Origin of the sequence: Actinosynnema pretiosum, assembly GCF_002354875.1 — a bacterium.
GTDB lineage: Bacteria > Actinomycetota > Actinomycetes > Mycobacteriales > Pseudonocardiaceae > Actinosynnema > Actinosynnema auranticum.
Genome location: NZ_CP023445.1, coordinates 7369113 through 7387182, shown reverse-complemented (window position 1 = coordinate 7387182; position 18070 = coordinate 7369113). Strand labels below are relative to the sequence as shown.

The window sequence follows — 18070 nt, the reverse complement described above, 5'->3', positions numbered from 1 at the left end:
ACGACGCGGAGGGGGCGTTCCCGACCAGGTCGGGAACGCCCCCTCCGCACGTCGGGCGACTAGTGCACGCGCAGCCGGTCCTCGAACGCCGCCGACAGCGCCCGCCACGCGGCCACCTCGGCGTCGTACGGCGCGCTCGGGGCCAACCGGTTGGGGTCGGGCTTGAGCACGTACGACACCAGCCAGCCCAGGCTCTCGGACTGGTTCAGCGCCAGCTTCACGCTGTCGTCGCCCGCCCAGTCGGCCGCGTCCTCCAGCAGCTCGACCACCAGGTCCAGCTGGGTCGGGTCGATGCCGTCGGGGCCCTCGGCGATGTCCTCGTCCAGGCCGGTCAGCACGTAGACGTTGTCCGGGTCGACCTCGACCTCCAGGTCGCCGCCGGTCGCCTTGACCACCAGCTCCTGCCAGGTCGACACCTCGGTGAGGTCGTTGTCGTCGGCCTCCACGATGAACCGGGACAGCGCGCGCGGCGAGGTGAACGCGTCGATCTTCCCCCGGCGACCGAGGAACAGCGGCTCGTCGTCCAGGTAGCAGCGCAGCGTGTAGTACTCGCCCGCGCTGGTGATGATCTTCACCGGGTCGATGCCGACCTCGGACCAGAACGTGGGGGCGGTCCCGCCCTCCTCGTCCTCCTCCACGTCGTCGTCCTCGGCGCGGGCGGCCTCGACCGCCTCCTGGTACGCGGCCAGCTCCTCCTGCCCCTTCGCGAGCGCGGCCTCGTCCACGTCCGGGGTGGACACGACCTCGTCGATCGCGTCGAGCACCTCGTCCCACTTCTCCGCGACGACCTGGCCCAGCTCGCTCCACAGCGCCTTGCCCTCGCGGCCGGTGAACGGCAGCGTGCCCTGCGGCAGCAGCGCGAAGCCCTCGGCCGAGTCGAGCACCTCGTGGACCTTCTCCAGGTCGCACACCTCGGCCAGCGACCGCACGATCGACACCACGTCGGCCAGCTCGCCGATCACCCAGGTGTCGGGGTCCTCGGCGACCAGCTCGGGCACGCCGACCAGGTCGAACTGGTGGTTCTCGTCAGGGGAGAGCTCCTCCACCCCCAGCGCGGGCACCACGTGCCACGCGGGGTGGTCGGTGAGGTCGTGCTCCTCGGCCTCGCGCACGAACGCCGCGAGGTGCGCGGCGTCGGGGAAGGCGTAAAGGTCCTCCTCGTGCCCGAGGAAGGCCTCCCACTCCTCGCCCTCCTCCCGCCAGCGGGGAGCCCACAGGGTGACGACGTCCCCCTGGGTGAGTCCCAGCTCGATCGGGACGATGTCCTGCGCCATCAGACCTCCCGGTCAACGCCTTGCGGCCAACGCCTTGCAGCCCGTGCGGTGCGGGACCAGAGCCTACGGGGTCGATCTCCGACTACCGCCGCTGGCTGCGGTACCGGTCCCCTTCGTCTTCGGGGCGGGGCCCGCCGCGACGGCCGGGCGGGGGCGGCGGGGGCGGGTAGCCGCCCCGGTTCTGCCCACCGCCCTGGGGCCCGCCGGGGGGAGCCCACGGCTGCTGGCCGCCGTGCTGCTGCTGGTAGCCGTCCTGCGGGCCCTGGGGACCGCCCTGGCCCACCCCGCCCTGGCCCACCCCGCGCTGCCACGGCCCCGGCGGGACCGGGTTGGCGGGCGGCGGCGGGAACCGGCCGGGGCCGCCGGGCGGGATCGTGCCCGCACCGGGCGGCACGGCGCCGGGCGGGATCGTGCCCGCGCCCGGCGGGAGCTGCTGCGGCGGGCGGGTCAGCGCGCCGGGCGGACGGCCGCCGGGACCGCCGGGGCGGCCCTGCTGCGGTCCGGGGAGGTTCCGGGGACCGCCCTGGGGGCCGTTCGGAGGCTGACCGCCCTGCGGCTCGTCGTAGGCGATCGTGGGCCGCCAGTCGCTGGCGTGCCAGGCGGCGACGCGGTCGGCGGCCACCGGGTGGTCGGTCGCGAACGACTGCCACCGGGTGTCCATCGCGGCCACCGGCATCGCCGCGGCCGTGCCGGGCGGCGGCTGCGGCATGGACGGCGCGCGGGACTGGCCCGGCGCCTGGGGGAACAGCGGGTTCTGGGGGAGCTCGACGCCCAGGTCGCGCCGCGACGGCCGCCCGGAGAGCCGCCCCTGCGGACGCCCGGTGAGCGGCGCGGGACTCGGCGCGGACGGCTGCGCGGGCGCCGCCTGCGGTCCCGAGCCCTGGCCTGCCGGAACCTGCGGCGCCGCGACCGGGGACGCGGGGGCCTGACCTGCCGGGGACTGGGCCGCCGTGCCCTGCGCGGCCGGGTTCTGCGCTGCCGTGCCCTGCGCGGCCGGGTTCTGCGCCGCCGTGCCCTGTGCGGCCGAGTGCTGCGCTGCCGAGTGCTGGGCCGCCTGGTTCTGAGTCGCCGGGTTCTGCGCTGCTTGGCTCTGGGCCGCCGGGCTCTGGGCTGCCGGGCTCTGGGGCGCTTGGCCCTGGTTGCCCTGGTTCTGGGGCGCCGGAGGCTGCCCGCCGGGGCTGTTCTCGGCCCCCGCGATCACGGACGGCTTCCACTCCCACGGCTGCTCACCGGGTGCGCCCTGCCCGCCGCGCCCCGCCGCGTGGTGCCTGCCCTCGCGCTGCTCCTGCCCGCCCTCGCCCTGCTCGGTCGAGGTCTGGAGCGGGACCTGGCTGCCCTCGCGCTGCCACGGCGCGCTGCCGCCGCCCGCGGCGCCCCGGTCGGCCGACGCCTGCCACGAGGAGGCGGTGGGCGGCTGCCAGGCGTGCTCGGCCGAGGCCGGGACCTGCCCGGCGCTCGCGGCGTCGCCCAGCGCGGGCTCCGAGGGGCTCGCGGCGGGCGGCACCGGCCGGACGATCTTGCTCGTGACGTGCTCGGCGGCCTCCTCCTCGGCGTTCGCCTCGCGCTCCAGCTCCACGTCCAGCCCCAGGTCGCGGGCGCGCTTGAGCACCCGCTCCAGTCCGGGCGCGGGTTCGGGCTCGTCGTCCTGCTCCTGCTCGGCCCGCTCGGCGCGCTCCTGCTCGGTCCGTTCCTGCTCGGCCCGTTCCTGCTCGGCGCGTTCCTGCTGGACCCGCTCCTGCTCGGCCCGCTCGCGCTCCTGCTGCCGCTCCCGTTCGAGGGCGCGCTCGCGCTCCAGCTGCCTGGCCCGGACCTGCTCCCGCTCGCGCTCCTGCGCCAGCTCCCGCTCGCGCTCCAGCTCCTCGGCGCGTGCCCGCTCGGCCTCCTCCTGGGCGGCCTTGTCCTGCTCGGCCTGCTCCAGCTCCCTGGCCTCCCTGGCGCGCTGCCGCTCGCGCTCCTCGGCCCGCGCGCGGTCCCGCTCCTGGGTCTCCCGCCACGTCGGCACCCGCTCGGCCTGCTTGCCCGCCCAGCTCTGCCCCGGCGCGGAGCGCGCGGACGGCCACCCGGACCGCGACTGGGGCTCGGCCTGCCGCCACCCGCGCACGTCCTCGCGGCCCGACCCCCGACGCGGGGTGTCCGGCTCCTCGCCCTCTTCCTGCCACTGGGAGGGGTCCATGACTCCCTGTTCCTCCGACTTCGCGGCCGACCACCCGCCAGTGTGCCCGGCCCCGCGCGATCCGGCACCGGTCCTAAGACCCGCGCCCGAAGCGCCTGCCCCACCGCCACCCGCACCGCCACCCGGCCCGGCGCCCGCTCCGGCGCCGTCCCCGCCTCCGGGGCCCGCGACGGCCTGCGGTCCCTGCGGCTGCGGGGGCGGCCCGACCACGGCCTCCACCGCCGAGGCCACCGAGTCGCCCATCGCCTTCGCCAGCTCGTTGTACCCGGTCTGCACGGCCGCGTCGGTGGCGAGCCTCGCGGTCTCGGCGACCAGCGCCCCGAGCTCCCGCGCCCCGCGCTCCAGCGCGGCGGGCTGGATCTTCAGGTCGCGCAGCACCCCGTTGGCCGTCGCGGTCACCCTGACCAGGCCGTTCGGGTGGGTGGCGGTGCCGGTCGCGCCCGCGAGCACCGAGGTGAGCCGGTCGGCCGCGACCAGTCGCTGCTCGTTCACCGCGTTCCCCTCAGGTAGCTCCCGTCACCGAAGTCCTCGTCGTCGCGCCGGTCGGCGACCGGTATGCCCGCCTCGACCAGCCCGCCCGGCTCGGCGACCCCGGCCAGCGCGCGCTCGGCCACCGCGCCCGCGGCGGCGGCGGCGCGCTCCGCCACCCGCAGGATCTCGGCCGCCAGCCCGTCCGCCCCCATGCTCAGCGCCGCGCGGCTGATCCGCACCTCAAGGGGCGGACCGCCGGGTGCGGTGACCACCTCGACCGCGCCGTCGGGGGACGACGCGCGACCGACCAGCGGCCCGGTCCTGGCCAGCTGGTCGGTGATCGCCCGCTCCGCGTCGGCGACCCGCCGGGCCACCCGCTCGACCTCGTCCACGCACTCAGCCCGTCGGTCGGTAGAACCCGTAGAACGCCATGCCGATGTTGTCGGTGCGGATGGCCCCCACCTGAACCGGATCGCCCGCTTCCACCATCTGCCCGTTGCCGATCACCATCGCGACGTGCCCGTCCCACACCACCAGGTCGCCGGGCAGCAGCTGCCCGGCGGGGACGGACGCGCCGACCGTCTGCGACTGGGCGAGCCGGGGGATGTCCAGGCCCGCGCCCGCGTACGCCCACTTGGTCAACCCGCTGCAGTCCGTGCCCTGGGGAGGGTTCTGACCTCCCCAGACGTACGGGGTGCCGAGCGCGGACAGCGCGTTGCGGACCGCCTGCGCGGCGATCTCGTTGGGGGCCTCGGCGGAGCTGCCGTCGGGCAGGTTGACGCCCACCCCGGTGCCCGGCTGGGGCGGGATCGCGACCGGCAGCCGGGGTCCGACGCCACCGCCACCCCCTCCTCCGCCGCCACCGCTGTGGCCACCGCCACCCCCGCCACCGCCGCCGCTCCCGCCCCCGCCGCCGCTGTCGGACGGTCCGGGGTAGGCGGAGGGCTCGCGCTTGCCCGCGCCGTCCTGCGCGCTCGCGGCCGTGGTCGTCCCGCCGTTCTCCGCGCCGATGCCGTCGCCGACGCCGCCGAAGTCGGCGGGCTGGAGCGCGGCGAGCCGGTCGGCGACGGCCTTCAGCTCGTCCCTGAGCCGGTCCATCTCCTTCGCCGAGCGCCCCTGGTACTCCACGCCGCGCGCGGTCACCGCGGCCGTGATGCCGAGCACCGCGCCCTGCGCGCCGATCTTGTCCAGCGCGGCTGCGGTCGACAGCTTCGGGGTCGCCCAGTCGGTGAACTCGTCGATCAGGCGCTGCACGGAGGTGCGCCCGGACTCCACGGTGGACACGGCGGCGCCCGCGGCGTCCCGCGCGGCGGCGGCGTTGCGCGCGAGCAGGTCGACGCCGCCGTCGAACTTGGCCACGCGGTCCTGGAAGACGCCCGCCTTCTCGCCGTACCAGGTGCCGAGCACCTCGCGCGCCGCGCCGGAGTGCTTGCCGCCGATCTCCTCGAACGAGGAGGCGGCCCTGCCGAGCGAGTCGGCCGCGCGCGAGGCGCCGCCGGTGTCGCCCTGCAGCTTGGCCAGGTCGTCCTTCATCGGCTGGATGAGGGCCCCGATCAGCCCGGAGACGTCCACGGCGGTCAGACCCGGTAGGCGTCGTTCAGGGCGGCGCTGTTCCGCGTCTCCTGCTCGGCGTAGTCGGTGGCGGTGTCGCGGACGGCGGTGGCGAGCGCGTCGAGGGCCTTCGCGGCGCCCGAGGCCCCGTCGAGCTGCTGCCGGGCGGCCCGCTGGAACGCGGCGGCCAGACCGACCTCCTCGCCCAGCTTCGAGAAGCTGTCGGCGGCCAGCGAGTCCACCCCGGACAGCGTCCCGGAGCCGACCTCGGCCACCTCGCCCGCGAGCCCGGAGGCCGTCGTCCCGTACCCGCCGAGCGCCGCCGTGTCGACGCCGAACCCCTGTTCCACCCTGCCCCCTCGTGCCCGCTCGAAATCACCCTGATAGTGCCCGACAGCGCCTGACCGCGATGGTCTTTCGACGCAGATCGCACCCAGGGGCGCGGCGCTCCCGCGCGCCACCGCGAGGCGGTCCGACGAGCCGGGGGACGCGCGGCGGCGCCGGGTCGGCGCCTGCCGAGGGCCACTCGCATTTTTACACCCGGTTGACGCGGCCGGGGACCCCCGGGAGCGCTCTCGGGCGCGGCGGCGCCCGTGCGTGACGGCGGTGTCGCACCCCGTGCCGACCGGCCCCGCTCACCCGTTCGACGCCCTCGGGTTCGGCCGCCCGGACCGGGGGTACTCGCCCGGCATGACCACCTACACCTACCGGGCGCCGGTCGACCTGCCCGCGCAGCGGCTGTTCGAGTTCGTCGCCCGCCCGGAGAACCTGACCGAGCACCTGCCGGGCATCGAACCCACCGGGGTGCGGGTGGACGAGTCGGTCCGGAGGGTCACCTGGGACGGCGGCGAGGCCGTGGTCACCGAGGACGGCGCGGGGTGCAGCCGGATCGAGGTCCGCCTGGAGGCCGAGCAGACCCCCGAGCGCCAGCGCGAGCTCCAGGAGGCGGTCGCCGCCCTGTCCCACCTGGCCGCCGCCGAGGTCGACAGCCAGGCCGCACGATCGGGTGATGGTTGGTACTAGGGCCGTCGACCCCGGCAGACCGGAGAACCACTCGCCTGGCCGCGGATCTGCGGCCAGGTTCTCTTTTCCTCGAACGCGCGGAAAACCTCTCTCCGGCTGACCCGGTCGGGTTGGTGGCCGTGTCAGCCGCTGGTGCGAGCACGGTGGTCACCGTCAACGCCGACGCTCGCTGGGCTGTTCGCCGGTCGTCGCGCTTCTGCGGTGCACCCTGGAATGCGGGAGGTGCGCGAACCTGCTGGCCCAGCCTTCCGGGAGTGGTCGTCCGGCATCCGCACCGCCCCTGGCGGGCGGGTCCGCCGGCTGCCCCGCCGCGACGCGTTCGAGGCCGTCTGGGCGCGCGCCGTCGACCACGGCGAGCACCGGCCGGGGCGTGCGGCCGGACTGGGTGACCGGGTCCGCCGCGCGCGGCATCGGCCCGGTGCTGACCGACCGGGAGGACCACGCGGGCGCGCGCGGGCACTTCGCCGAGGCGCTGGAGGTGTTCACCGGTGCTGGCGAGCGGCGCGGCGCGGGCATGGCCCTGCTCAGCCTCGGCCGGTGCGCGGCGGGCCTCGGCGAGTTCGCCGAGGCGGTGGCGCGCGGAACCGAGGCCGTCCGGGTCTTCGAGGAGCCGGCCGACACCTGGACCGCGGCCCGTGGCCGCCTCGCGCTGGGCCGCAGCCTGATCGCGGCCGGACGTCCGGGGGGAGGCCGCCGGGCTCAGGGCGCGGCTCGGCTGAGCCGCGCCCGCCGGGATCAGTCCGTCAGCTCGCCCCGGTCGCCGCGCTTGAGCTTCGGGCGCTTCGGGCGCCGCACCTCCACGCCGCCCATGATCGCCAAGCCGGTGATGCGCACCACCGGACCGCCGGGGATCGTCTCCGTGCGGTGGGTCTTGTCGTCGAAGCCGCCCATGATGCCCGTGCCGTCCACCTGCACGGTCACCTCCTCGGGCACGTAGATCACGATGCCGCCCCAGAAGCAGCTCGCGCTGATCGTGGTGTGCTGCTGCGCGAACCGCGCCCGGCTCAGGTCGATCTCGATGCCGCCCATGACCGCGATCGCCGTGTGCGTCGGCGGCACGACCCAGTCGCCCTTGCGCTCGACGCCCGACCAGAACGCGAACGAGGTCGACGGGCCCTGCATCGCCGACGGGTCGACCCGGTTCGCCAGCGACCGCTGCTGCTGGAGCTGCTGCCCGGACACCTCGCCGTACGGCAGCACGCCGAGGTCGGAGGTCAGCGGCACCAGCTCGCCGTACGTCTTCGCCGCGTACACCGAGGCCAGGCGCTCGTCCAGCTCGCCCAGGTCGATGCGACCCTCGCCGTGCGCCTTCTGCAGGACCTGCGCCACGCGCTCGCGGTCGGCGTCGGAGGCGCGCATCTGACGGGGGTCCGGGACCAGCTCGTCGCTCACGGTGGTCAGTCTAGGAGCGGGAGGGGGTGCGGTACCCCCTGGTCGGTCACGATTCCAGGGTTGATTTCAGGGTTTGCCCCCATGCCGCTGCGGAGAAGCGCAGCACTGGGCCGTTCGGGTTCTTGGAGTCCCGGACCAGTACTCCGTTCGGGGTGCGGGCCACCTCGACGCAGTTGGCTGCGGCGTTGCTGCGACTGGACTTGCGCCACTTCGAGTTCACGGTCGTGCTCCTGTCAGATCAACTTGCCCGCGTACCCGGCAATCAGCGCCACCGAGGCGTCAGGTGCCAGCGCCAGTGCAACAAGCTCTTTCCAGGCAAGCTTAGCGCTGATCAGGTGCGCGTCCTCTTCGAGGAAACTGCTGATGTTCCGGCTTTCGGTGTAGACCAGTCCGGGTTGGTCGGTGAACTCCAAGCGCATGAAGGACCCGCTGAGACCAGGGTGCATTCCGCCGTCCAAGGGGACTACCTGGATCGTCACCTTGCGCCTGCTGCCCATGGCCGCGAGGTGCTGTAGCTGCGCGTGCATCATCACCGGATCGCCGAAGGAGCGCATCAGCACGTTCTCGTCCAGCAGCAGGTGCACAACGGTGCGACCGATGATTGCTTGCCTGCTCAGTCGCGCGGCCACCAGAGTTTCCAAGTCGTGGTCCGGGATCTTGTCGCCGAGCCCTTTCAGGATCGCGCGTGCGTACTCGGCCGTCTGTGCCAGACCTGGCACCAACATCGTCTCGTAGTTGTAGAGCGCCGATGCCTGCTGTTCGAGCGCGATCAGGTCCCGCCACTGCCCTGGAACCGCGCTGACCGTGTGCCAGTTCCGGGCTTCGCCCGCGTTGACGAGGTCGATCAGCTCTTCCCGCAACTTCTGCGGTGCTTGCAGGAAGCCCAGGATCGCCGCCACGTCGTAGGCGTACAACCCGCGCTTGCCCGTCTCCATCCGGCTGATCTTGCTCTCCGACGCCCCGATCGCCTGCGCCACGTCCGCGCAGGTCAGTCCCCGTGCGACCCGCAGCGCCCGCAGCTCGGCGGACACCCGCCGTTGCCGGAACGAAGCCCCCTTGTGCGTCATGCCGCAGACTCTCGCGTCTTGCCACGCGGGCAAGAAAGTGTTGATCACCCGAAAGTGGAAGGGCTTGCGTGCCCCGCCGGCAAGAAACCACCGTTCCCAGCATGGAATCGCCCACCGAACAAGCCGTCGAGCGCACCTGGAAGATCAGCGGCGCCTACGCCAACTGGGAGCTCAAGATCGCCGTCACCCCGCCCGCCAACGGGTCCGCGATCGAGTGCCGCGAACCCGACTACGCCTCGCTCGTCGGCCACTTCCGCGTGCTGGTCAACGACACCGAGCTCAGCCACAAGCTGCACCTCGAGGACCAGGAGAACGCCTAGGTCACGCCTGGGCCGTCGGCACCCGCACCGGCAGCCCGGCCGCGCGGTAGATCGCGTCGACCACCTTCATGTTCGCCACCGCGTCCCGAGCCGTCGTCGGGAACGGCTTGCCGTGCAGGACCGCGTCCGTGAAGGCGTCGAGCTGGTACCGGTACGACGGTTTCCAGCCGAACCGCTCGTTCCTGGTGTGCCCGTCCAACCGCACCGCCATCCGGTGCCCGAACTGCGGCATGAACGGGTTCGCCACCCGCAGCTCGCCCTTCTCCCCGATGACCCGCGCGGACAGCTTCAGCACCGCGCCCGACCACAGGGAGGCGTGCACGAACCCGACGTGCCCCTCGGGGAACACCAGGTCCGCCTTGACCGCCCGGTCGACCTTCCGGTTGCGCAGCCGCACCCGCGCGCTGCGCACCTCGGGCTCGCCGCCGAGCATCCGGACCGCGTTGACGGCGTAGCACCCGGCGTCCATCAGCGCCCCGCCCGCGAGGTCCCAGTCGTAGCGGATGTTCGAGAACCTGGGCAGCGGGAAGCACATCCGCGCCTCCACGTGCCGCAGCGCGCCCAGCTCGGGCAGCACCTCGACCATGCGCCTGGCGAGCGGGTGGTACCGGTAGTGGAACGCCTCCATCACCACGAGCCCGCTGGCCTCGGCCGCCTCGGCGACCCGCTCGGCCTCCTCGGAGTTCGCGGCGAACGGCTTCTCGCACAGCACGTGCTTGCCCGCCGCGAGCGCCTTCAACGTCCACTTCCCGTGCAGCCCGTTGGGCAGCGGGTTGTAGACGGCGTCGACGTCGGGGTCGTCGAGCAGCGCCTGGTAGTCGTCGAAGACCTTCGGCACGAGGTTCTTGTCCGCGAACGCCCTGGCCCGCTCGGGGTCCCGCGCGGCGACCGCGACCACTTCCGCGGCGGACGACTTGAGGGCCGGCTTGACGAGAGCGGCGGGGGCGATGGCGGCAGCCCCGAGAACCCCGATCCGCACGCGGTCGCTCATGGATCACGAGGGTAGCGGCGGGGGCATGGGGGCGCTGTGAGGCAGGCGCCGGATCTCGGGGTGGTGGCGGTCCAGCTCGCCGACCTCGAACCGGCAGGACTTCATGGCCCACCACAGGAAAGCGCCCACGTCCCCGCCGTGCTTGTAGGACCCGTCGGGGAACAGCGCCGCCCAGCCGTCGTGGGTCGCGATGAGGGTGGCGACGTGGGTGCCGTCGGCGGTCCACAGGCGGGTGGTGCCGTCGACGCTGCCGGTGGCGAGGTGGTTGCCGCGCGGGGAGAAGGCGACCGCCATGACGCTCTCGCTGTGCCCGCGCAGGACGGCGCGCACCGTCCCGTCCAGACCCAGCACGTGCGCGTCGCCCTCGCTGCCCGCGGTGGCGACGTGCGCGCCGCGCGGGGAGAAGGCGACGGCGGTGATCCGGCCCCGGTGCCTCGGCAGGGACCTGATCAGGCCGCCCTCGGCGGTCCACAGGCGAGGCGTGCCGTCGTTGCCGCCGGTGACGATCGCCGCGCTGTCCGGGGAGAACGCGACCGAGGTGACCGGCCTGGGGTGCTTGACGAAGTCCGTCACGGGCCTGCCGTCGACCGACCAGATCCGCGCGGTGCCGTCGTGGCTGGCGGTCGCGACCAGCTCGCCGTCCGGGGAGAACACGACGGAGGTGACCCAGTTCCGGTGCCCGGTGAGCACCGCGCGCGCGTTCCCCTCCGAGTCCCACAACCGCGCGGTCTGGTCGCTGCCCGCGGTGGCGATCAGCTCGCCGCTCGGGGAGAACGCCACCGCGTTGACCCGGTGCTCGTGCCCGACGAGGGTGGCGGTGCTGGAGCCGTCGCCCGCCCAGACGTGCGCGGTGCCGTCGTGGCCCGCCGTGGCGATGCGGTGGCTGCCGGGGGAGAACGCGACCGCGTTCACCCGGTTCCCGTCCCCGTGCAGGGTGGTCACCAGCATCCCCTCCCGCGTCCACACCCGCGTCGCGCCGTCGCTGCTGGCGGTGGCCAGGAACCGGCCGTTCGGCGCGAAGGCGGCCGAGGTGACGGTCCGGGAGCGGGTGGTCGGGATGGCGACCAGGCCGCCGTCCGCGTTCCAGTTGCGGGCGGTCTTGTCGCTGCTGGCGGTCGTGATGATCGCGCCGTCGGGCGAGTAGGCGATCGAGGTGATCACGCCCTGGTGGCCGAGGAGGGTGGCGACGAGGGAGCCGTCGGCGGTCCAGACGTGCCCGGCGCCGTCGCTGGCCCCGGTGGCGACGTGCTTGCCGTCGGGGGAGTGGGCGAGCGCGGTCACCGGGCCGACGTCGTCGGTGAGGACGGCGACCTGGGCGCCGTCGGTGGTCCAGGTGCGGGCGGTCCGGTCGCTGCTGGCGGTGGTGACGCGGGCGCCGTCCGGCGAGAACGCGACGGCGTTGATCCAGTTCTCGTGGCCCGCCAGCTCCGCGACGCGCTCGCCGCCCGACGTCCACACGTGCGCGGTGCCCGTGCTGCTGCCGGTGGCGATGAGCCTGCCGTCCGGGGAGAGCGCGAGCGCGGTGACCGGCCTGGAGTCGCTGGTGAGGACGCGGAGCGGCTCGCCCGCCGCGGTCCAGGTGCGGGTGGTGCCGTCCCGGCTGCCGGTGGCGATCCGCGTCCCGTCCGGGAAGAAGGCGACGGCGGTGATCGTGCGCTCGTGGCCGGTGAGGGTCAGGACGTGGTCGCCGTCGGTGGTCCACACCCGCGCCGTCCGGTCCTCGCCGCCGGTCACCAGGCGGGTCCCGTCCGGGGAGAACGCCACCGAGGTGACCTTGCCGTCGTGCTCGCCGACGAAGCGCAGCGACGAGTGGCCCGCCGCGTTCAGCAGCTCCACCTGCCTGCCGTGCGCCAGCGCGATCCGCTCGCCGTCCGGCGAGTAGGCCACCGCGAGCACGGGCCCGCTGCGCGCCAGCATCACCTCGGCCCGGTCCCGGCCGCTCACCGCCGCCGCGCGCAGCTCCGGGTGCCGCTCGGTCCCGGCCACCCCGAGCAGCGCCGCGCCCTCCCAGCGGCTCCCGGTCAGCACCGCGTCCGACAGGTCGCCGCCGGTGACGCGGGCGCCCCGCAGGTCCGCCCCGGTCAGGTCGACGCCGCGCAGCGCGGCCCCGTCGATCCGCTGCCCGCGCAGGTCCGAGCCCGCCAGGTGCGTCCCGCGCAGGTCCAGCCGGGACAGGTCGGCGGTCCGCAGGTCCAGCCCGCTCAGGTCCTCCAACCCGCTGCCGCCCAACCGGTCGACCACCAGCAGCGCGTTCTGCTTCTCCTCCGCGCTCGCCAGCCCGTCGACCGACACCGACAGGGCCCACCGCCGCGCCCGCGCGTGCCCGGCCAGGTCGCACAGGAAGTCCACCATCAGCCGCGACATCGCCCGCCCCGCGACCTCCCCCAACCCCTCCCCGGCCCGCAACCGCCGCGCCGCCTCGTTCGCCACCAGCCACTCCATCACCGACCGGTGCACGAACCCGAAGCCGCTCTCGCCCGTCACCAGCAGCGTCCCCGAGCCGATCGCGTGCGCCACCTGGTCCTGCGTGTACCCCAGGTCCGCCACCTCGGTCAGCGCCGCCACCGCGACCACGCCCAGCTCGTCCTCCTGGATCGCGTTCGCGCCCGTCGACCACAGCCGCGTCGCCAGGTCCGTGCACACCCGCAGCCGCTCGTCCCTGCCCAGCACCGGCAGCCCGTGCCGGTGCTCCTGGCGGGCCTGCTCGTGCAGCAGCCACGAGTCCACCAGCTCCTGGTACAGGTCCGCCGCGCTGATCGTCCCCTTGCGCTGCTGCACCTCCCGCAGCCGGTGCTCCTCCAGCTCCGCGATGAACGACAGCATCCGGGGGTTCCGCGACAGCCCCAGCAGGTCCTGGACCTCGTCCAGCAGCCGCAACCGCGCCCGCGCCCGCTCGTGGTCGCCGCCGTACCGCTTGGTCAGGAACTCCACGATCTGCCCGCGCGTGAAGTCCTCCAGCTCCACCACCCGGCTCGCCCCGGTCGCCACGACCTCGTCGCCCAGCGCCGTCAGCACCTGCGCGGCCGAGCGGAAGTGCTGGGTGCGGCTGGTCAGCACGACCTTCGCCTCGCCGCCGACCACCTCCAGCAGGGTGCGCAGGTAGTCGGCGGCGTTGTCGTAGCCGACGCGCAGCTCCAGCTCGTCGAACCCGTCGAACAGCAGCGCGACCCGGCCGCTGGCGATCATGTACCGGAGCTTGTCCACGTCGACCACGGCCACGCCCTGGCCCACCAGGGCGTTCGCCAGCAGCTGGTTGAGCGTCGGGGCCTTCTGCAGCGACCGCAGCTCCACCAGCAGCGGCGTCACCCCGCCCAGGTGCTCGGGCAGCGCGCGCGCCAGCTGCCGCAGCAGGAACGACTTGCCGCGCCCGAAGTCCCCCAGCACCACCACGAACTGCCGCGCCCGCAGGCCGAGCCAGCCGAGCACCCGCGCGAGCAGGTCCGGTTCCACCTCGCCGGACGAGTGGCGGCCGACGACCCGGTAGCGCTGCGCGGTGTACAGCGCCTCGGGGTAGACCTTGTCGCGGGCGAGGGCGCTCTTGAGGCGCTCCTCCAGCGGGCCGAGGTCGAGCAGGCCCCGGTACTCGACCCAGCTGCGCGGGGACACGCCCCGGCGGGTCGCGCGGCCCACGAGGTCCGCGGAGGCGAGGCGACCGCTGTAGACGATCTCCGAGCGGGTGCCGGGGTCCTCGGCGGTGAAGTGCCGGTGCACGTCCACGACGAACGCGTCCACGTCGGCCTCGGTCAGGTCCCCGTCGACCACGCCCACCGGCCGGTAGTCCACGCCGCCGCCGGGGATCGGGAGGCCGACGCGCAGGTAGGACTTCTCCGGGTGCGGCACGGTGCTCGCGTCGGGGTGCGCGAAGCGGGTGGCCTCGACGACGCGGTCGAAGAAGGCGTTGCCGGACGGGGGTGGCTGGGTTTGCGGTGGGCTTTCCTGCGGGACCGGGTCGGCGTTGCGGCGCTCGGTGACGCGCCAGGCGGTTCCGGTGGGGCTGATGCTGGTGTCGCCGGTCCAGCGGCCGTGCGCGAAGCGGCGGGCCTGGCGGGTGGTGCTGGAGGCGTCGAACGAGACGAGCCGGTAGCCGTCGTTGGTGGTGGGGGAGGAGAAGAGGTGGTGCAGGTCTTCCTGCCGGACGGTTTCGGGGGTTTCCCCGTGCACCACGCCGAGCCGGAGCTGGTCGGGCTCGCGGAACCCGTCGAGCCACGCGCGGAACCGGGAGAGCTGGTCGCGGCCGAGGCTGGCGGTGGCGCGCTCGTGGGTGTCGGCGGTGGTGGAGTTGAAGCCGGCGACGACGGTCGAGAGGTCGGGGATCTCGAAGAGGGTCCAGGGCTCGTCGGCGGTGAAGGTGGGGGAGTGGCCGTCGTAGAACCGGTCGAAGGCGGCGGAGAACTGCTTCCACTTGGGCCAGAACGGGGGGACCGGCTCCTCGTCGTCGGCCTCGGCGGTGTCGAAGTAGGCCTTGCACGCCTTGCGGTTCACGTCGTGCGCGCCGGGGACGACGAGCACGCGGTCGCGGGGGAGGTCGAGGTCCTCGGCGAGGTCGGCCAGGAGGCGGAAGGCCTGCGCGAACTCGGCTTTGCCGCCCTGCTCGGTGAGGTCGCCCGCGACGACGAGGAGGTCGGGCGGGGTGTCGGCGGGGAGGTCGCGGAGCAGGTCGTCGGCGGTGAACGGCCAGGTCTTGCCGCCCGCGCGGGGGCCGGGGAGGTGCAGGGCGGTGACCAGGTCGGGCCGCTTGGCGGTGCGGCTGCTGCCGAGGGCGGACCAGCCGACGCGGAGCTGCTCGGCGGAGATCGCGTAGCTGTCCGGGGTGGAGGTCCCGGCGGTGGCGATGATGCCGACGACGCGGCCGGTGACGTCGTCCCAGACGGGGCTGCCGCTGAAGCCGGGTTGGACGCGGAGGGCGGAGGTGGATTCGAGCTGGAGGTGGCCCCGGCTGTTGCGGCCCTTGACGAGGGCGTCCACCCAGGCGCCGTCGGGGCGGGTGGGTTTGGCGGGGTAGCCGAAGATCCGGACGACGGTGTTGGGGCGGGGGAGGGTGGTGATCAGGCGGGCCGGGGGGATGTCCGGCGGGGGCGCGTCGAGGGCGAGGCCCGCGATGTCGTCGCCGGGGTCGCCCTCTCGGGCGGGCGGGGGCATCCAGTGGACGACGCGGGCGGTGGTGGTGCGCGAGCCGAACTGGACGCGGATCGGCGCGTCGGGGCGGGCGGGGTCGCGCTCGTGGCGGCGGAGGGCGTGGTTGACGACGTGCGCGCAGGTCATGACCTTGCCGCCGGCCAGCAGCACGGCCCCGCCGACGGGGTTGTCGTCGGCGTCGAGGACGCGGGCGGCTGAGCTGGGTAAGGCGGCGGGGTGCACTTCTCAGGGTTACCACACGTCGCGCAGCGTGGTCAGGGTGCTGGTGGGGGATCGATGCCAACCGCGTGCACACCCGCAGCCGCTCGTCCCGGTCGAATGACGGCATCCGCGGATTCCCCGACAGTCCGAGCAGGTCGCGCACCTCGCCTCAGCCGCCAGGAAGTACGCCGCGCACGCCTTCGAGTTCACGTCCCGCGCCCGCGGCACTACCGCCTCCACCCACGCCCCCCAGGGCCGCGATGGCTTGCCGGGGTACCCGAACACCCGCACCACACCCGAGGGCCGCGAATCAGCCCCCTCGCCCCGCCCCAGCGCCACATTCACCACGTGCGCGCAAGTGACGAACCGACCACCCTCCAGCAGCACCCCGACACCCACCGTGTTCCCCGCGCCATCAAGCACGCGGGCCACGCAACTGGGCAAGGAACCGGCAGGCATCGCCCACACCTACCACACATACTCTTCCGTCATGGACGTCCTCGTTGTCGATCACCCCCTGGCCAGGGCCCGCCTGACCACCATGCGCGACGCCCGCACGGACAACGCCGCGTTCCGCGCCGCGCTGCACGAGCTCACCGTCATGCTCGTCTACGAAGCCACCCGCAACGCCCCCGTCGCCGAGGAGCGCGTGCACACCCCCGTCGCCCGCACCACCGGCTACCGCCTCGCCAACCCGCCGCTGCTCGTGCCGGTGCTCCGCGCCGGCCTCGGCATGGCCGACCAGGCGCACAAGCTCATCCCCGACGCGCAGATGGGCTTCGTCGGCCTGGCCCGCGACGAGGAGACGCTCCAGCCGACGCCCTACATGGTGTCGCTGCCCGAGTCCCTCGCGGGTCGCCCGGTGTTCGTGCTCGACCCGATGCTCGCCACCGGCGGGTCGATGGTCTACACGATCAAGCTGCTCACCGAGCGCGGCGCGACCGACGTGACCGCCGTGTGCGCGCTCGCGGCCCCCGAGGGCATCGAGCACCTGCGCGAGTCGGGGCTGCCGATCCGGCTCGTGACCGCGAGCGTGGACGAGCGGCTCAACGACTCCGGGTTCATCGTGCCCGGCCTCGGCGACGCGGGCGACCGGCAGTACGGCGCCGTCTGATCGGCTCAGCGCGGAAGGGGCCGTCCGGGGTCGGGCGGCCCCTTCGCCGTTCCTCGGGCCCGTCCGCACCAGTGCGGATCGCGCCGACCCCTCGTCCCGGTAACGGCAGGCGCCCGGATTGCGCTGTTCAGCCGTAGAGGTGGTCTAGACCTTTGTTCTACGTTGTGGTTCGGACCGATCGCTCCGCGAACGGTGGCGAGCACCCGCCCACCTGCGCGGACGCCGGGTACGGGCCGCCTCGCGAGAGGTGGTCAAGGGGGTCGGGGAGGGTATGCGGCGGCCTCCTCCCCGGCCTCCGCCCGCCCAGGCGGGCATCACCCGCGACGGTCGGTCGGGGCGCCGAAGAACCGCGGAGCCCTGCGCCGAACGCCGTTGCGCCGCAAAGCACTTCGCGTGAACGGACCGCGCACCCCGTTGTGCGGCAAGGACCTGCGGGCGCGACTAACGCCGCCGCCACCCCTCGCACTGCGCGCGCACCGCCCGCTCGTACACCGCCCCCACCGCGAGCCCCGCGGGCAGCGCCGCGTTCAGCTCCAGCGAGATCAGCCCGTGCACCAACCCCCACAGCGCCAGCGCCAGCTGCCCCGGCTCCTCGTCCACGAACACCCCGTCGCGCACCGCCCGCTCCACCGCGCCGAGCACCGGCTGGAACGTCCCCCGCGCCAGCTCCGCGACCCCCGCCGACGGCTGGAAGTCCAGCGTGGACCGGCTGCTGAACATCACCAGGTAGAAGTGCGGGTCCGCCAGCGCGTGCTCCCGGTAGGCCCGGCCGATCCGCGTGATGTCCTCCACGGGGTCGTCCGTCCCCGGCACGGAGGCAAGCCTCTGCTCGTAACGGCGGAACCCCTCTTCGTACAACGCGTCCAACAGCGCGGGCTTGCCCCCGAACAGCGAGTACACCGCTGTGGTCGAGGTGTTGACATCCGCCGCGAGCCTGCGCAAGCTCAGTGCGCCCGGCCCCTCGGTGGACAGGAGTTCACCCGCGCGGTCGAGCAGCCGAACGCGAAGGGCGTCGTCGTGGGTCTTCGGTCTTGGCACCGGGGAATCGTAACGCAACGGTGTTATAAAAAGCCTCTGGTCAGCGTGGTACCACATTGGTACCATCAAGAGAATGGCGATGACCTTGCGTCTGAGCGATGAGGAGAACCGGCGGCTCGACGAGCTCGCAGCCGCCGAGGGCCGTTCGAAGCAGGAAGTCGTGCGGCTCGCGCTGGCCGACCGCTGGGCCAGGCTCCAGAAGGAGGAGGAGCTGTCCGAGGTGCTCGGACGGGTGCTCCCCAAGTACCGGGGTCTGCTCGACAAGCTGGGATCGGCCTGATGGCGCACTGACCGCGCCTCCGTTGTGATCCACTGGTGT

At 74.1% G+C, this 18070-nt stretch carries 15 protein-coding genes and 1 pseudogene; 5 read left to right on the top strand and 11 right to left on the bottom strand.

The window, feature by feature from the left end; genetic code table 11:
* Positions 1-59: 59 nt before the first annotated feature.
* The 5 genes from CNX65_RS31615 to CNX65_RS31595 form a co-directional block, all read right to left on the bottom strand.
* On the bottom strand, positions 60-1274 hold the full coding sequence (locus tag CNX65_RS31615) for a primosomal protein (protein ID WP_096497005.1): 1215 nt from the start codon (positions 1272-1274) through the stop codon (positions 60-62).
* Positions 1275-1356: 82 nt separating this feature from the next.
* Positions 1357-3939, bottom strand: a complete 2583-nt coding sequence (locus CNX65_RS38090) for a YbaB/EbfC family nucleoid-associated protein (RefSeq protein ID WP_096497004.1) — start codon at positions 3937-3939, stop codon at positions 1357-1359.
* On the bottom strand, positions 3936-4310 hold the full coding sequence (locus CNX65_RS31605; protein ID WP_096497003.1) for a hypothetical protein: 375 nt from the start codon (positions 4308-4310) through the stop codon (positions 3936-3938). The genes CNX65_RS38090 and CNX65_RS31605 overlap by 4 nt, the downstream gene beginning before the upstream one ends.
* A 4-nt stretch (positions 4311-4314) precedes the next feature.
* The gene (locus CNX65_RS31600) at positions 4315-5490 is read right to left on the bottom strand and encodes a C40 family peptidase (protein ID WP_096497002.1); all 1176 of its coding nucleotides are present in this window, start codon (positions 5488-5490) and stop codon (positions 4315-4317) included.
* A gap of 5 nt (positions 5491-5495) precedes the next feature.
* A complete protein-coding gene (locus CNX65_RS31595) occupies positions 5496-5819 on the bottom strand; it encodes a hypothetical protein (protein ID WP_096497001.1) in 324 nt (107 codons plus the stop codon).
* Positions 5820-6066: 247 nt separating this feature from the next.
* Between CNX65_RS31595 and CNX65_RS31590 the strand changes: the two genes are divergently transcribed.
* Positions 6067-6492: a hypothetical protein gene (locus CNX65_RS31590; protein WP_096497000.1), complete on the top strand. Its 426-nt coding sequence runs from the start codon at positions 6067-6069 to the stop codon at positions 6490-6492.
* Positions 6493-6862: 370 nt separating this feature from the next.
* Positions 6863-7090 (top strand): annotated as a pseudogene (locus CNX65_RS38085) (tetratricopeptide repeat protein); the annotation flags it as partial.
* Positions 7091-7227: 137 nt separating this feature from the next.
* Here the strand turns inward: CNX65_RS38085 and CNX65_RS31580 are convergent.
* Genes CNX65_RS31580 through CNX65_RS31570 form a run of 3 tightly spaced genes read right to left on the bottom strand, consistent with a single transcriptional unit; the run spans position 7228 to position 8951 of the window.
* Positions 7228-7884 (bottom strand): DUF1707 SHOCT-like domain-containing protein, encoded by a 657-nt coding sequence (locus CNX65_RS31580; RefSeq protein WP_096496998.1) that lies wholly within the window; start codon positions 7882-7884, stop codon positions 7228-7230.
* Between the two features lie 46 nt (positions 7885-7930).
* Positions 7931-8104, bottom strand: coding sequence for a DUF397 domain-containing protein (locus tag CNX65_RS31575; RefSeq protein WP_096496997.1), 174 nt, complete (start codon positions 8102-8104; stop codon positions 7931-7933).
* 13 nt (positions 8105-8117) lie between these two features.
* Positions 8118-8951 carry a helix-turn-helix domain-containing protein gene (locus CNX65_RS31570; protein ID WP_096496996.1) on the bottom strand — a complete coding sequence of 278 codons (834 nt, stop codon included), beginning with the start codon at positions 8949-8951 and terminating at the stop codon, positions 8118-8120.
* A 101-nt stretch (positions 8952-9052) separates the two neighbouring features.
* Between CNX65_RS31570 and CNX65_RS31565 the strand changes: the two genes are divergently transcribed.
* Positions 9053-9271, top strand: a complete 219-nt coding sequence (locus CNX65_RS31565; protein WP_096496995.1) for a hypothetical protein — start codon at positions 9053-9055, stop codon at positions 9269-9271.
* 1 nt (position 9272) lies between these two features.
* On the opposite strand, the gene CNX65_RS31560 is transcribed toward CNX65_RS31565, so the two are convergent.
* Both CNX65_RS31560 and CNX65_RS31555 read right to left on the bottom strand, forming a co-directional pair.
* The gene (locus CNX65_RS31560; RefSeq protein WP_096496994.1) at positions 9273-10262 is read right to left on the bottom strand and encodes a Gfo/Idh/MocA family protein; all 990 of its coding nucleotides are present in this window, start codon (positions 10260-10262) and stop codon (positions 9273-9275) included.
* A gap of 3 nt (positions 10263-10265) precedes the next feature.
* A complete protein-coding gene (locus tag CNX65_RS31555) occupies positions 10266-15620 on the bottom strand; it encodes an eIF2A-related protein (RefSeq protein ID WP_096496993.1) in 5355 nt (1784 codons plus the stop codon).
* A gap of 469 nt (positions 15621-16089) precedes the next feature.
* On the opposite strand from CNX65_RS31555, the gene upp reads away from it, so the two are divergent.
* Positions 16090-16713, top strand: a complete 624-nt coding sequence (upp, locus tag CNX65_RS31550; RefSeq protein WP_015805113.1) for a uracil phosphoribosyltransferase — start codon at positions 16090-16092, stop codon at positions 16711-16713.
* Between the two features lie 441 nt (positions 16714-17154).
* Here the strand turns inward: upp and CNX65_RS31545 are convergent, their stop codons facing one another.
* Positions 17155-17751, bottom strand: coding sequence for a TetR/AcrR family transcriptional regulator (locus tag CNX65_RS31545; protein ID WP_041837167.1), 597 nt, complete (start codon positions 17749-17751; stop codon positions 17155-17157).
* A 73-nt stretch (positions 17752-17824) separates the two neighbouring features.
* Here CNX65_RS31545 and CNX65_RS31540 point away from each other — a divergent pair, with 73 nt between their 5' ends.
* On the top strand, positions 17825-18031 hold the full coding sequence (locus tag CNX65_RS31540; protein ID WP_041837166.1) for a ribbon-helix-helix protein, CopG family: 207 nt from the start codon (positions 17825-17827) through the stop codon (positions 18029-18031).
* Positions 18032-18070 lie beyond the last annotated feature (39 nt).